At 68.2% G+C, this 13,125-nt stretch carries 15 protein-coding genes and 1 riboswitch; of the genes, 7 read left to right on the top strand and 8 right to left on the bottom strand.

What is annotated here, in order from left to right; all coding sequences use genetic code 11:
• The first annotated feature begins 32 nt into the window (after positions 1-32).
• Positions 33-527 carry a zinc-binding metallopeptidase family protein gene (locus G6N19_RS09745; RefSeq protein WP_013831149.1) on the top strand — a complete coding sequence of 165 codons (495 nt, stop codon included), beginning with the start codon at positions 33-35 and terminating at the stop codon, positions 525-527.
• Positions 524-1,390, top strand: a complete 867-nt coding sequence (locus G6N19_RS09740) for an alpha/beta fold hydrolase (protein WP_197912082.1) — start codon at positions 524-526, stop codon at positions 1,388-1,390. Before G6N19_RS09745 ends, G6N19_RS09740 begins: the two co-directional genes overlap by 4 nt.
• Here the strand turns inward: G6N19_RS09740 and G6N19_RS09735 are convergent.
• Both G6N19_RS09735 and G6N19_RS09730 read right to left on the bottom strand, forming a co-directional pair.
• Complete coding sequence (locus tag G6N19_RS09735) at positions 1,353-1,859, bottom strand: nuclear transport factor 2 family protein (protein ID WP_013831151.1); 507 nt, start codon at positions 1,857-1,859, stop codon at positions 1,353-1,355. The two genes, G6N19_RS09740 and G6N19_RS09735, sit on opposite strands and share 38 nt — an antisense overlap.
• Positions 1,856-2,719, bottom strand: coding sequence for an LLM class F420-dependent oxidoreductase (locus G6N19_RS09730; RefSeq protein ID WP_013831152.1), 864 nt, complete (start codon positions 2,717-2,719; stop codon positions 1,856-1,858). The genes G6N19_RS09735 and G6N19_RS09730 overlap by 4 nt, the downstream gene beginning before the upstream one ends.
• 112 nt (positions 2,720-2,831) lie before the next feature.
• Here G6N19_RS09730 and G6N19_RS09725 point away from each other — a divergent pair, with 112 nt between their 5' ends.
• The 4 genes from G6N19_RS09725 to G6N19_RS09710 all read left to right on the top strand — a co-directional run bounded on the left by G6N19_RS09725 (position 2,832) and on the right by G6N19_RS09710 (position 6,507).
• Complete coding sequence (locus G6N19_RS09725) at positions 2,832-3,665, top strand: SDR family NAD(P)-dependent oxidoreductase (RefSeq protein ID WP_013831153.1); 834 nt, start codon at positions 2,832-2,834, stop codon at positions 3,663-3,665.
• A complete protein-coding gene (locus G6N19_RS09720; RefSeq protein ID WP_041320414.1) occupies positions 3,646-4,236 on the top strand; it encodes a TetR family transcriptional regulator in 591 nt (196 codons plus the stop codon). The genes G6N19_RS09725 and G6N19_RS09720 overlap by 20 nt, the downstream gene beginning before the upstream one ends.
• A 292-nt stretch (positions 4,237-4,528) precedes the next feature.
• A riboswitch (M-box (ykoK) riboswitch) is annotated at positions 4,529-4,701 on the top strand.
• 282 nt (positions 4,702-4,983) lie between these two features.
• A complete protein-coding gene (locus G6N19_RS09715; RefSeq protein WP_193466219.1) occupies positions 4,984-5,280 on the top strand; it encodes a PE family protein in 297 nt (98 codons plus the stop codon).
• 18 nt (positions 5,281-5,298) lie between these two features.
• Positions 5,299-6,507, top strand: coding sequence for a PPE family protein (locus G6N19_RS09710; RefSeq protein ID WP_193466218.1), 1,209 nt, complete (start codon positions 5,299-5,301; stop codon positions 6,505-6,507).
• A 39-nt stretch (positions 6,508-6,546) separates the two neighbouring features.
• Here the strand turns inward: G6N19_RS09710 and G6N19_RS09705 are convergent, their stop codons facing one another.
• The 6 genes from G6N19_RS09705 to G6N19_RS09680 form a co-directional block, all read right to left on the bottom strand.
• The gene (locus G6N19_RS09705; RefSeq protein WP_109559414.1) at positions 6,547-7,197 is read right to left on the bottom strand and encodes a hypothetical protein; all 651 of its coding nucleotides are present in this window, start codon (positions 7,195-7,197) and stop codon (positions 6,547-6,549) included.
• Complete coding sequence (locus G6N19_RS09700) at positions 7,197-7,934, bottom strand: DUF1906 domain-containing protein (protein ID WP_408632495.1); 738 nt, start codon at positions 7,932-7,934, stop codon at positions 7,197-7,199. The genes G6N19_RS09705 and G6N19_RS09700 overlap by 1 nt, the downstream gene beginning before the upstream one ends.
• Positions 7,935-8,035: 101 nt before the next feature.
• The gene (locus tag G6N19_RS09695) at positions 8,036-8,956 is read right to left on the bottom strand and encodes an LLM class F420-dependent oxidoreductase (RefSeq protein ID WP_193466216.1); all 921 of its coding nucleotides are present in this window, start codon (positions 8,954-8,956) and stop codon (positions 8,036-8,038) included.
• A gap of 11 nt (positions 8,957-8,967) precedes the next feature.
• Positions 8,968-9,789, bottom strand: a complete 822-nt coding sequence (locus tag G6N19_RS09690) for an SDR family NAD(P)-dependent oxidoreductase (protein ID WP_193466215.1) — start codon at positions 9,787-9,789, stop codon at positions 8,968-8,970.
• 35 nt (positions 9,790-9,824) lie between these two features.
• Complete coding sequence (locus G6N19_RS09685; protein WP_275987644.1) at positions 9,825-11,285, bottom strand: aldehyde dehydrogenase family protein; 1,461 nt, start codon at positions 11,283-11,285, stop codon at positions 9,825-9,827.
• A 38-nt stretch (positions 11,286-11,323) separates the two neighbouring features.
• The gene (locus G6N19_RS09680) at positions 11,324-12,295 is read right to left on the bottom strand and encodes an acyl-CoA thioesterase (RefSeq protein ID WP_013831163.1); all 972 of its coding nucleotides are present in this window, start codon (positions 12,293-12,295) and stop codon (positions 11,324-11,326) included.
• A 126-nt stretch (positions 12,296-12,421) separates the two neighbouring features.
• On the opposite strand from G6N19_RS09680, the gene G6N19_RS09675 reads away from it, so the two are divergent.
• A complete protein-coding gene (locus G6N19_RS09675) occupies positions 12,422-13,075 on the top strand; it encodes a TetR/AcrR family transcriptional regulator (RefSeq protein WP_085975790.1) in 654 nt (217 codons plus the stop codon).
• Positions 13,076-13,125: the final 50 nt, after the last annotated feature.

Raw genomic sequence — 13,125 nt, 5'->3', positions numbered from 1 at the left:
AATTAGCGAATACTCTCTAGATCGGAGGCGCCATGCGAGTCAACAATGTGCACAGCCGGGTGTTCACCGTCGATAGCCTCGAGCAGGTGGGCGCGTTGATAGACAGCCTCGCCGGTGACAACGATCGGCTGTGGCCGCGGCAGAACTGGCCGGCGATGCGGTTCGACCGGCCACTGGCGGTCGGCGCGTCGGGCGGGCACGGACCGATCCGCTACGACGTCGCCGAGTACCAGCCGGGCCGGCGGGTGCGGTTCGCCTTCACCCGACCGACCGGGCTGCACGGCTATCACGAATGGGCGGCTCGGCCGGTAGCCGGTGGCTACGAGCTTCGCCACCGCCTCGTCGCCAACACCACGGGATGGCCGGTGCTGAGCTGGCCATTGATCTGGCGGCCGATGCATGACGCACTCATCGAAGACGCCCTGGACAAGGCAGTGGCGACCCTGGGCTGTGGCGAGCCGCGCAGCTCATGGTCAGGGTATGTGCGGATGTTGCGACGAGCCGCGAGCCTGCGGGGCAGGCCGTGACCTTCGACGACTACACCGACCTCACCGTCTGCGGCGGCCCGGTGCGGGTCTACCGCGCCGGCGATACCGGGCCGCCCCTGCTGCTGCTGCACGGTGCGATGCTCGATACCGCCCACGGGGTGTGGCGACGTGTCGCGCCGGCGCTGGCCGCCGACTTCCGGGTGTATCTGATCGATCTGCCCCGCCACGGGGCCAGCAGGCCCTGGCGCGGCGTGCTCGACGACGCGTTCTTCCGCCGCTTCCTGCACGAGTTGCTCGACGCATTGGGGCTACCGCAGGTGGCGCTGATCGGGCTGTCACTGGGCGCCGGGATCGCCACCGGCTTCGCCCTCGAGCATTCAGAGCGCGTCAGCTCCCTGGTCGCGATCGGGCCCGGCGGACTCGACGCCAAACGCCCGGCGCAGTTGCTGACCTGGCTGGTCATGCGGACCCCCGGCCTGCTGCGCGCCGGCACCTGGTGCCTGGCCCGTTTTCCCGGCGCCATCCGCCGGTCCATGGTCGCCAATCTGACTGCCGGAGAACAGGCCCCGGATTTCGAGGAGATCATGGCCGCGGCGGTGGGTGAGGCCCGCGCCAAGCACCGATACGGCGAGAAGGCCTTGGACGACTGGCAGATCGAGTCCTACGGCCCGCGCTCGATGCGACTGAATCTGCTGCCCGAGTTGCCGCGACTGGCCGTGCCGACCCTGTGGGTCCGCGGCGCCGACGATCCGCTGGTCGGTGCGGGAGCACTGGCGAAAGCCCATGCTGCCACCCCGGATTCCCGCCTCGCCACCATCGCCGGTGCCGGGCACATCGTCACCTACGACCGGCCCGACGAGCTCGTCAACCTGGTGCGCGAGTTTCTCGAATCCGTCCCATAACTCCGTCCGCCAATAGGGCGCGGCTTTCGGCGCTGCCGTCGAGGCGCCGGGTGATCCGCTTGACGATCTGCCAGGACGCTTCGGACTCGCGCCTGAGGTGGAAATAGTTGGCGCCCCCGCGCGCCACCTGATAGCCGGTCTCGCGTTTGACCAACAGCGTCGACGCGCATACCGCGACCGCGTCGTCGCCGTGGACGGTGACCACAGCCGGGCCGAGGAAATGCACGCAGCCACGGTTGATCAGATTCTGGTGTCCCGACGAGCGAACCATCGCGGCGACGTCGTTGCGACCCTGCATGAGCCAGTCCTCGACGTCATAGACGCCGTCGTCGGACCACAGGGCGGCGGTGGCGCCGGCATCGCCGGCATCCACCAGGGGGCCGTAGGAGGCGATCATTCGCTCGATCGCGCGTTCGTCTTCGATGCGCTGCAGCCGACGTTCGAGGTCGGCGAGCCGTTGGTCGGTCACGATCCTTTCCCGGCCAGGTTCGTCAGCTGCGCGAGTGCTGCGAGCTGGTTGCAGAAGTGCCCCGCGGATTGCGCCGAGATCACACAGCTGACATCCGTCGCCCCCGCTTCGGCCAGCCGCTCGATCTGGTCCGTGGCGTGTTGCGGGGCGCCGATCGGGTCCAGCGGCGGTGTCGCCAGCACGACGGCGAAGTCATCGGGAACATCGACGGAGCCGAGCATTTTCGCGATCTCGTCCACCGTCAGGCCGAACGGCGTCCAGCCGTCGCCCAGTTCGACCGCGCGCCGCAGCGAGCGCCTGGTTCGGCCACCCACCCAGATCGGCACCCGCGGCTGCACCGCGCACGGCTCCACGATCAGCGAGTCGTATCGGTAGTAGTCGCCGTGGTATGCCGGCCGGCTGGTCGACAACGACGCGCGCAGTGCCTTCATCGCGTCGTCGGCGCGGGCGCCGCGATCCTCCCAGGCGCAGCCGAGCAGGTCGAACTCCTCCCGCAGTGAACCGACGCCCACCCCGAGCGTCAGCCGACCGGCGCTGACCCGGTCGAGGGTGCCGTAGCGCTTGGCGATCTCCAGCGGGTGGTGGTAGCCGAGCACCAGCACAGAGGTGACCAGCCTGATCCGTCGGGTGCGTGCGGCGAGAAACGACAAGGTGGCCAACGGGTCCCAGTACGTCGCGCCGCGTACAGCCGCCACTTCGACGGGCACCGCGACGTGTTCCGAGCAGGTGAGGTGGGCGAATCCCAGGTCGTCGGCGGTCGCTCCGATCTCGGCGACGTCGTCGATTCCGCCGTCGGCTTCCCACTCGGACGCGGTACCGGGGATCTGGATCACCACCGGCGTGAACAGGCCGAGTCTCATCGACAGGCCCTGGCTTGGTCGTACCGCAATGGCTTCCTGCACTTTCGTTGCGCCTGGTGGCTGAGGTAGTCTTCAGAAAAACTGGAATCAATTTTAGTTATGGAGGCGGCGCGTGTCCAGCGGCGAGTGGCGGGGCCAGTACGGGCCCTGGGCCGTGATCGCGGGCGGTTCGGAGGGCGTCGGCGCGGAGTTCGCCCTACTGCTGGCCCGGGCCGGGATCAACCTAGTCCTGATCGCCCGCAAATCCGGGCCACTGCGCGACACCGCCGAACGCTGCCGCGAGTTGGGCGGGCAGGTCCGCGAGTTGGCCGTGGACCTGACCGATCCGGATGGCCGCGCGCAGATCTTCGCTGCCACATCCGATCTCGAGATCGGTCTGCTGATCTACAACGCGGGGGCCAACACCCACAGCGCAGAGTTCCTCGACGGCGACCTGGCGGCCTTCCAGCAGGTGATCGACCTGAACGTGACGGCTCCGCTGGCATTGATCCATCACTTCGCCGGCCCGATGCGTGCTCGCCGGCGCGGCGGCGTGCTGCTGGTCGGCTCGCTCACCGGCTACCAGGGCTCGGCGCGACACAGCGTGTACGGCGGCGTGAAGGCGTTCACCCGGATCTACGCCGAAGGCCTGTGGCTGGAGTTGCGCGAACACAACGTGCATGTGCTCGAACTGGTGCTCGGCGTCACCAGGACACCGGCCATGCAGCGGGTGGGGCTCAACTTCGATATCGCCGGGATGCCGGTGTCCGATCCGGCCGATGTCGCCCGCGAGGGACTGGCCCAGCTCCCCCACGGCCCGGTGCACGTCGTCTCGGCTCATGCCGGGAATCCCGCGCTGCGCGCCACGCTCGACCGGGCCGCAGCCGTGCTCGCGTCCCATCGGATGATGCAGAAGCTGCTCGGTGGCGCGCCCATCCCGGACCCCGATGCCCCGCCCACCGGTTGATCGCGAGCCGGCGACTCCCAGGACGGCCGCCCAACGACGGCGCTGCGAACGGATTCTCGCCACCGCCGCCCGACTCGGCGCCCGCGACGGGCTGGAGGCGGTCCGGATGCAGGCTGTGGCGGATCAATCCGGCGTTTCAATCACCACTGTCTATCGCTACTACCCGACGAAACATCACCTGTTCAGCGCGCTGCTGTTGCACTACACCCGATCCGTCACCCCGCCGGAGCCGGCGACCGGATGTCCGGCAGCCGATATCAGCGAACTCATGGCCGGCATCTGCCGGTCCATGCTCGCCCGCCCCCGGCTGGCCCGCGCGATGATCACTTCGGTCAATGCCCGGCGAGCCGAGTCCGGAGCGGCCGGCGACTTCAATCTGCGCGAGATCATCCTGTCGGTCGCCGGGATCACCCGCCCCGCATCGCAGGACGCCCAGCTCGCGCTGCTGGTCGAGCAGTGCGCCTACGGTGTCTTGTCGTGGGCGGTGATGGGTGAGACCACACCGGCGCAAGCCGAAACCGACATGCGCCGCGCGTGCGAACTGCTGCTGGCGCCCTGGCGCAAAACCTAGCTTGGTGTTACCGATGCATAGCGCACTTTCACACCGCGCACAGCGAGTTCTACGCGGACTCAACGGGGGCGCCTCTCCGCTCCGAGAGTCCGGCTCTTGCGAACCAGACTGATATCCAACGTATTTCGGCAAGCACTCCATGGGGCCAACGTCGGATTCGGCGAGGCACATCATTTTCACTACGAAATCCGGTGCCTTCCAGCGGGTTTCCATGCCCAGATTGGTCCGGCGCGACAGTCACGCCACGCCGGTCGAGTTGACTCCGCGCACTGTTGCTGCCAACATGGCGGCGAACGCACCTCGCTAGGTGAGGCGTCTGTACGGATACAGGCCACTGACCTCCAACGTCGAGAGACGCCCAGGGTCAGGACAGCTCTTCCCGGCTTAAGGGTTGAGCCCAAGTGGCTTCCGGCTTCTGGCCGGATACGGCGTGCAGTGCCGAAACTCTGACGAGAGGGGTGCCGGCCGGCGGTGTCGTCGGCCCGGCTCTCCCTGATGTGCATGCTGCGCCGGCATCCCCGTGTGCCCTGGCCGTGAGGAGGTGAGAGTGACATTGAGTCCGGACGATAGTCCTTATCCGAGTTCGACGACCACTTCGCTCGAACCCGTTCGCGGCGCCGCTTTCACTTTCTGACTCGGCTCGCGCCATACCGTACCCGCGCTCCCCGGCCACTGACCCGAGCGCGGTTTCCAGCGTGCGAATTTTGTGCCCTCGCAACGTTATTCGCTATTTCATAAGGAGTTTCGATGTCTTTTGTGTCTGCACTTCCCGAAGAACTCACCGCGACAGCGGCTGAACTGAGCAGCATCGGCAACGCGGTGGCTGCGCAGAACACGGCCGCCGTCGGGCCGACAACCGGGGTGGTTCCGGCGGCCGCCGACGAGGTCTCTGCACTGACCGCCGCTCAGTTTGCCAGGCATGCCCAGATGTACCAGGCGATCAGCAAGCGCGCCGCTGTGGTGCACGAGAGGTTCGTGATCATGCTGCAGCGCAACGCGCAGTCCTACGCAGCGACCGACGCCGCCAACGCCATCTCGATCTAGCGAAAGGGTTTACTGATAATGGATTACGGAGCAGTTCCCCCGGAAGTCAATTCCGCACGCATGTACGCCGGTCCGGGTGTCGATCCGATGCTGTCCGCTGCGGCGGCATGGAACCTGTTGGCGGCAGAATTACGTTCTGCAGCAATATCTTTCGAATGGTCTGTGGCGGGCCTGGTCAGCCAAGGTTGGTGGGGTCCCTCGGCGTCGGCGATGACCGCGGCCGCCGAGCCCTACATCAGCTGGATGAGCGTCACCGCCGAACAGGCGGAGCAGACCGCAGCGCAGGCCTACGCCGCCGCCGATGCCTACGCGTCGGCCTACGCCATGACGGTGCCGCCGCCGGCGATCGCAGCCAATCGAGTGATGTTGGCGGCATTGGTCAAGACCAACGCTCTGGGATTGAATACACCGGAGATTGCGGCGACCGAAGCCCGCTACGCGCAGATGTGGGCGCAGGACGCCGTTGCGATGTACAGCTACGCCGCCGCTGCCGCATCCGCCACCGAACTGGTTCCGTTCGCGGTAGCACCGGAGACCACCACTTCAGACGACGAGAGCAGTTCTGGCGCCCTCCCAGCCGACACCGGAGATGCGCACTCCCAGGTGCCCAGCGCATTGCGGAGCATGGCGTCGCCGGCAGAGGGCACGAGGCCGACGGACCCAGATTGGCATTGGACGAAGTTCTTCGACGGCCTCTTCGACGGAACCTGGGGCCACGACGACGGCTCGGGCCTGAACATCAACGCGCAGCTGTGGAACACGATCGCCGCAACCGGGATCTTCGACCCGGGCGGGAACCTCGAGGGCTTCGCGGGTCTGGCTACGCTCGGGTTTCTGGCCCGCGGCATGGAGGGCGGCACGGCCGCCCTCACCGGTGGCGGGCTCAGCTCCGCGCCAGGTATGACACTGGCGTCGGCCGAGACCGCCGGCCGCGCTGCCGGAGCTGCGGTCGGGGGCGCAGGCTCCCCGGTGTCGGCCGGAGTGGGCAGAGCGACCCTGGTCGGATCCTTGTCCGCGCCACCGAGCTGGGGAACGGCCGTCCCGGCGGCTGCGCCGAGTGCCGGAACAGCCAGCGGCTGGACGGTCGCCCCGGACAGCAGGTCGGTGACCGCCATGCCGCCTCCGATGCTCCCGAACGGTGGCGGACGTAGCGGCAGCTTCGGCCTCGGCACGCCGCGCTATGGCACCAAGCTCACCGTGATGCCGCGTCCAGTGGTGGTCGGGTAGGTACAGCGGCGCGGCTTGGGCGAGCCGAGGAGCCGACAGCTACGGCCTGCGTGGCATCCCCAGCGCGGTTCCCAGGATCCAGGCGAACAAGAACGCCGGCATGGCGGTGATCGAAAGCCCTTCCAGCGACAGCGGTCCGGTGCCGACGATGAACGCCAGCAGCAACAGCGGATGTACCGCGGCAGCGGCGACCGCGAGGTGGGCGGTGTATCGCGGCAGCACCCCGTGGACGTACACCGCGACCGCGAACGCCCCCAGTGCCACCACGGTGGGCAGACCGGACATGGCCAGCAGACCGAACGCCAGGTCGTAGAGCAGCGCGGCCGCTTCGGGGCTGTGGTATCGGTACAGCAGAATGTCGAACGCGGTGAACCCACTGAGCAGCAGGGTCACGCAGCCGATGAAGCCGGCGGCGAAGCACGGCGCAAGAACCGATCTCACCGGCAGCCGATCTCGCAGCAGTGTCCACACCGCTCCGCCGAACACCAGCCACAGCGTCACACCGACCGTGTTGAGCAGCATCGTCACGACCAGTCGATCGTGATGCTGGGTCGCCCACCAGGCCACCTCGGTGGCCAGCTTCTGGGTGCCGGGGAACGACCAGATCGGATACACCGCGAGCGTCACAACCGGGAGCGCGAAGCCGAGCATGCCGGACCATCGCGCCACCCGCGCCGCGTCCCATTCCATCAGCGCACCAGCTCCCACTGGCCGAAATCGGCCGCCAACACGTCGTCCACGTCGACGTGAATGTCGTCGATCAGGAAACCCGGGTCGGTTGCGGTGACCATCTCCCGCTGGAAGAGCACGGCAGCCGGTTCGCGTTCGCCGCCCGACCACGCCCGGGTCTGCCACGCCCACCGGTGGCCCGCACTGGTCGAGTGCCCGATGACATCGTCGGCGATCGCCCAGGAACACTGCCGAGCACCGCCGTAGATCCCGGTGCGCGCTGCCCCCAGCACCGAGTTGATGCCGCGAAACCACTGGACCGCGAGCTTCTTCCAGGTCTTGGCGTCGATGTCCTCATCGACGCTGAAGAAGATCGGCGCGCTCGGCGGACCCCCGGCGGCGGTGTGCAGCCGCAGCGCCGTGCGGGCGTCCGCGGCGCCCCCGTCGTAGCCGCGGGTGAAATCCGACGGCGAATCCGGCCAGCCCGGCTTGCCGAACTGGTAGCAGCTGACGATCTGCAGGCCCGCGGCGCGGAGCCGGTCGGCGTAGTCACGGGTGACGGGCTTGAAGTCGAAGGTGGCGCCGGGCCGCAGGTCCGAAACGTAGACCAGCGCCCCGGCGAAGCCGGCCGCCTTGATCCGCTCGGGCTCGACCAGCCGGTGGGCGAAATCGATGAGCTGCAGCCCCTCGGCCGCGGCCTTCGGCGCACCGGCTGTTGCCGCGAAGAACCCGGGGACCGCCAATGCCGGTGCCAGCAGCGCGCCGTACCGCAGGGCTTCGCGGCGGGAAACCGATCGCGTCACACCGGAAGGGTAGCCGCCGCCGGCGTTCGGCGCGCCACCAGCAGGCCGGCGCATCGCTAAACGTGCTTGATCACCGCTTCCCCGAACTGCACTATCGCCTCGATCGCGCGCCCAAGACTGTCGCCGGGAAGCGCGACCTGCACCCAGCTGACCCCGACGTCAGCGAGCCGGCCCAGGCCGTCCAGGTAGGCGCCCGCGTCGAAGTCGTCGTAGCCGAGCCGCCCGCCGGCGAGGTTGGAGAAGCAGATGTCGATGGCCGACCAGTCCCGGCCCGCGTGGTCGCAGCGGCGCTTCAGGTCATCGACTCCCGCCGCCAGCGCTTCGATGGAATCCATCGCGGCGGTGCGAGCCGTGCTGGCCAGGCCCGGCGGCGCAGCGAACGGCGCCCACCCGTCACCCCGGGTGGCGACCCGCTGCCGCGCCTTGCCGGTGTTGCCGCCGATCCAGATCGGCGGATGTGGGCTGCTGACCGGGCGCGGATGCGCGGTGACGCCCCTGGCATTGAAGTGACGGCCCTGAAACGACACGTCGTCACCGGTCCAGATCGCCCGGATGACGTCCAGGCTCTCCTCGACCAGGGCGGAGCGCTCCTCGAAATCTACGCCCAGCGCGGCGAATTCACCCTTGAGGTAGCCCACGCCCACCGCCAGGGTGAACCTGCCGCCGGAAAGCAGATCCAGCGTCGCACCCGATTTGGCGACCACGAACGGATTGCGGTAGGGCAGGACGACAACGTTCGGGATGAAGCGCAGCGTTCGGGTGTGCGCGGCGGCAAACCCCATCGCCACGAAGGGATCCAGGCTGTCGTGTCCGCCTGCATCGAGCCACCGCTGAGTCGGAGCGGGATGATCAGTGAAGCCCATCGCGCCGAAGCCGGCGGCTTCTGCGGCCCGCGCCACAGCGGTCACTCCTTGCGGGGAGACCAGTTCCGGGTCACACGGATGCGTGATGATCGGGTAGGTGAACGCGAACCGCATGCGGGTTCCTCTCATTCTGGTTTCGGCCGCGGCGGACCGAGTAGGTATTCGCCGGTGTCCGGGTGGTGATACCAGCCGCCTGCCGCGTGCGTCCCACCGTCGACGTGCAGCGTCTGGCCGGTGACGTAGGTACTCAGATCGCCGGCCAGAAACACCGCCGCACCCGCCATCTCATCGACGTGCCCGGGCCGTCCCATCGGGATCATGTAGCCGGCGTGAGCGAGCATCTCGGACGAGCCGACACGCTCGATGCCTTCGGTGAGCGTGAGGTCCGGGGCCAGGCAGTTGACCCGGATGCCGTGCGGAGCCAACTCCAAAGCCGCCGTCTTGGTGAAGTTGACGACACCCGCCTTGGCCGCCGCGTAGGCGGCGTAGCCGGGTGCGGCGCGGGTGCCCTCGATGCTGGCGATGTTGATGATGCTCCCGGGCTCGCCCCGGCGCACCAGAGCCTGCGCGACACGCTGCGTGCACAACAGAACATGGGTGAGATTGGAGCGGATCAGCGTCTCCCACCCCTTGGCGGCGGTTTCCAGCAGCGGGGAGGCGAACACCCCGCCAACGTTGTTGACCAGGACCGTCGGCACACCCGCCTCGGCGATGGTGGTGGCCAGCGCGGCATCGACCTGATCGGCGTCGCGGACATCGATCGCACACGCCAGGCCGCCGGCCGCGGCCGCAGCGAGCTCGGCGGTCTCGGGGTCTTTCTCCCAGATCACCACCCGGGCACCGAATTCCGCGAACGTCTCGGCGATCCCGCGGCCGATACCGGAACCGCCGCCGGTGATGACGGCCACGCGGCCGTCAAGGGCCGACGCGTCCTTGCGCAGTACCACTAGCCACCTCCCGGTGGGCTCACCGCCACGGTCGGTCAGAGACTGATGTAGACCGATTTGGTGTTGAAATAGGCCTCGATCCCCTTACGGCCGCGTTCGCCGCCCCAACCGGACTGCTTGTGCCCGCAGATCGGCATGGACGGGTCGGCTGCCAATGCGCAGTTCACCCAGATCTGGCCGCCCCGAAGCTGATTCGCGACACGGTGAGCGCGGCCAAGGTTCTCGGTCCAGATCGCCCCGGCCAGCCCGTACTCGGTGTCGTTGGCAGCAGCGATCGCCTCTTCCTCTTCGTCGAACGGAATCACCGAGCCGACCGGGCCGAAGATCTCTTCGCGGATGAGCCGCATATCCGGTGTGGTGTTGGTGATGATCGTCGCCTCGTAGAAGTAGCCGCGGCGATCCATCGGCTTGCCGCCGGTGATCACCTCGGCACCGGCGGCCACGCCGTCGTTGACGATGCCCGCCACGCGCTGGCGCTGCTTCTCACTGATCAGCGGACCGAGGACCGAGTTGGGGTCGTCGCTGCCGCCCATGGGCAACATCTGGGCGAAGTTGGCCAGGCCCTCGACGACCTGGTCGTAGATTCCACGCTGGACATAGATCCGCGAGGTGCACGAGCAGTTCTGGCCCGAGCCGGCCAGCAGACCCATGCCTGCCATCATGATGGCCTTGTCGAGGTTGGCGTCGTCGAACATGATCAGCGGCGACTTGCCGCCGAGTTCCAGGGTGAGGCGCTTGAGGTTGCCGGCGGCCGCCTTGACGATCAGCCGTCCCACCTCGGTGGATCCGGTGAACGAGATCTTGTCGACGTCCGGGTGCGCGGTCAGCGCCGCACCGGTGGTCTCGCCGTAGCCAGTCACGACATTGAGGACGCCGTCGGGCAGGCCGGCCTCGCGGAAGATCTCTTCCAGCTTCAGCGCGGTCAGCGGTGTCTCCTCGGCGGGCTTGAGCACACAGCTGCACCCCGCCGCCAACGCCGGCGCCACCTTGAGCATCGCGACGAAGAACGGTCCGTTCCAGGGGATGATCAGGCCGACGACGCCGACCGGCTCGAGCTGGGTAAAGGTGTGATACTCCTCGAAGTGGCCGAGCAGACCGTCGGAGACCAGGTTGGCCGACTCACCGTGGATCTTGCCGACCCAGCCCGCGTAGTAGGTCAGCATCTCCTGGGACACCTTGATGATCTGGCTGGCGCCCATGGCGGTCATGCCGTTGTCACGGGACTCGATCTCGGCGAGCTCGGCGGTGCGCTCCTTGATGATCTCCGCCGCGCGGAACATGATCTCGGCCCGCCGCGCGGCCGGCAGCTTGCGCCACACCCCGGATTCGAAGCTCTCCCGCGCGCGGGCCACCGCCGCGTCAACGGCCGCCTGATCGGAATCGGGGACCTCGGCGATCTGCTCCTCGGTCGACGGGTTGAAGACCGGGATGATCCCGCCGCCGGCCACGACTGGTTCGGTCTCGATGGTGCTGCTCACTGGTTTTCGTCCTTCCATGGTTCATCTGGTGTGCGATAGCCGTCGCGGGTCAGCCGTCACGCGGTGTCGCCTTGTTCGGGCAACTCGGCGATCGGCCGGACCAGGACTTCCTGAGCGGTGCTGGCGACATGTCGGCCCGCGGCGTCGATGATGGTTCCGTTCACCACCGCGCGGTGGCCGGCGGCGGCGACGATCTGCTGGGTGTAGCGATGCCACTGATCGAATCGCACCGGACGGTGCAGCCAGATCGTGTGATCGAGGGTCAGGCCACGATGCGTGCGGTAACCGACGGGTTCGGGATGGGCGCGAAACGCCGTGTCCACCAGCAGATAGTCGCTTGCGTAGGCCAGCATCGCCGCATGAGCCCCTGGCCCGCCGTCGATCGGCCGTGGCAGCCGCATCCACAACGAGCGCGCGCCGCCGGCCTGGGTGCCGCCGAGGAATATCGGCGCGTCGGCAATGCGCATCTCCAGCGGCGGCGGCGTGTCGACCCACGTGCTTGCCGATCCGGCGAGCTCCCGCGGCGCCTGCTGTGCCCAGTGCTGCAGCAGCGGAAGAGCTTCCGGTGCCGTCACCGACCCCTCGACGGTGACGGCCTCGGAGCACTCGGGGTTCGTGTCGAAGGACACCATCGCGGTCACCAACACCCGTCCTGCTTGCCGGATGACCACCTGTCGTGCCGACATCGTCCGCCCGTCGCGGGTGCGGTCGACGGCGATGTCCAGCGGCGCGGCCGAGTCCCCGGGCCGCAGGAACATCGCATGGATCGAGTGCGGGGCCAGTTCGGCGACGGTGGCCGCGGCCGCGGTCAGCGCCTGGGCGACCAGTTGGCCGCCGAAGATTCGGCCGAACCTGCCGGGTTCGCTGTCCGCGCGAAAGCGATCCGTGCCCGCCGGCTGCAGCGTCAGCACCTGCTGGAGATGGTCGAGCGCACCGAGCGTGGCGGCTTCCAACGGGCTGCCGGACCCGAGCAGCAGCGCGTCGTGATCCGGGCGGGCGGCAGCTTCGGGCGTCGGCGTCGGCCTCAACGCATCCTCCTCACCGCGCGCAGCCGGTACATGAGCTCTGGGCCCCCGGGCGAACCGGCCTGTGACTGTCGGTCTATTTAAGTAAAACGTTTGACTTAGGTCAAGGGGGCGATGTTGACTGAACTCATGCCCCCACCCGTGCGTAGCCCGCGGTCCACCCGCGCCGACAGCACCCGGGAGGCGCTGTTATCCGCGGCAGAGCGGCTCATCGCCGAGCGCGGTGTGGAAGCTGTTACCCATCGGCAGATCGTCGAGGCCGCCGGCCAAGGCAACAACGCCGCGGTGGCCTACCACTTCGGCACCAAGAAAGAGCTGGTGCGCGCCATCGAGGCCAGCCACGCCGGGCACATCGAGGAGTTGCGCACCGCCCGGGTCGCCGACACCGACGATTCGGCCGGACTGCGCGACTGGGTGGGGTGCCTGGTGCAGCCGCTGACCGACCATCTGGCGTCGCTGCCCGCGCCCACCTGGTACGCGCGATTCGCCGCTCAGGTGATGACCGATCCGACATATCGGCGCGTGGTCACCAAGAGCGCCCTGGAATCCGAGTCACTGCGACACGTCATCGACCGCATCGGCCACGGCATTCCCGAATTACCCAGACACGTCCGATCCGAACGCAACATCATGATGCGGACCGTGCTGATGTACACGTGCGCGGAGATCGAACGTGGATTCGCCGACGACGGCAACGGGCCGCGTCCGGACTGGCCGCGCGCCGGCCGCAGCCTCGTCGACGCGATCGCCGGCCTGTGGCAGGCGCCGGTGTCAGACCGGTAGCGGTGAGCGCTCGACCTTTGCTGGCATGCAAACGGTTTCGACACGCCCGG

The sequence above is a fragment of the Mycobacterium novum genome, from assembly GCF_010726505.1.
Classification (GTDB): Bacteria; Actinomycetota; Actinomycetes; order Mycobacteriales; family Mycobacteriaceae; genus Mycobacterium; species Mycobacterium algericum.
This window is presented reverse-complemented; position numbering and strand designations above follow the sequence as displayed.

Coding starts and splice junctions, on each gene's coding strand:
- G6N19_RS09695 (WP_193466216.1), bottom strand. CDS start 8,956: ATGCGGTTCGCGTTCACCTACCCGATCATCACGCATCCGTGTGACCCG.
- G6N19_RS09675 (WP_085975790.1), top strand. CDS start 12,422: ATGCCCCCACCCGTGCGTAGCCCGCGGTCCACCCGCGCCGACAGCACC.
- G6N19_RS09730 (WP_013831152.1), bottom strand. CDS start 2,719: ATGAGACTCGGCCTGTTCACGCCGGTGGTGATCCAGATCCCCGGTACC.
- G6N19_RS09710 (WP_193466218.1), top strand. CDS start 5,299: ATGGATTACGGAGCAGTTCCCCCGGAAGTCAATTCCGCACGCATGTAC.
- G6N19_RS09745 (WP_013831149.1), top strand. CDS start 33: ATGCGAGTCAACAATGTGCACAGCCGGGTGTTCACCGTCGATAGCCTC.
- G6N19_RS09705 (WP_109559414.1), bottom strand. CDS start 7,197: ATGGAATGGGACGCGGCGCGGGTGGCGCGATGGTCCGGCATGCTCGGC.
- G6N19_RS09685 (WP_275987644.1), bottom strand. CDS start 11,285: ATGGAAGGACGAAAACCAGTGAGCAGCACCATCGAGACCGAACCAGTC.
- G6N19_RS09715 (WP_193466219.1), top strand. CDS start 4,984: ATGTCTTTTGTGTCTGCACTTCCCGAAGAACTCACCGCGACAGCGGCT.
- G6N19_RS09720 (WP_041320414.1), top strand. CDS start 3,646: ATGCCCCGCCCACCGGTTGATCGCGAGCCGGCGACTCCCAGGACGGCC.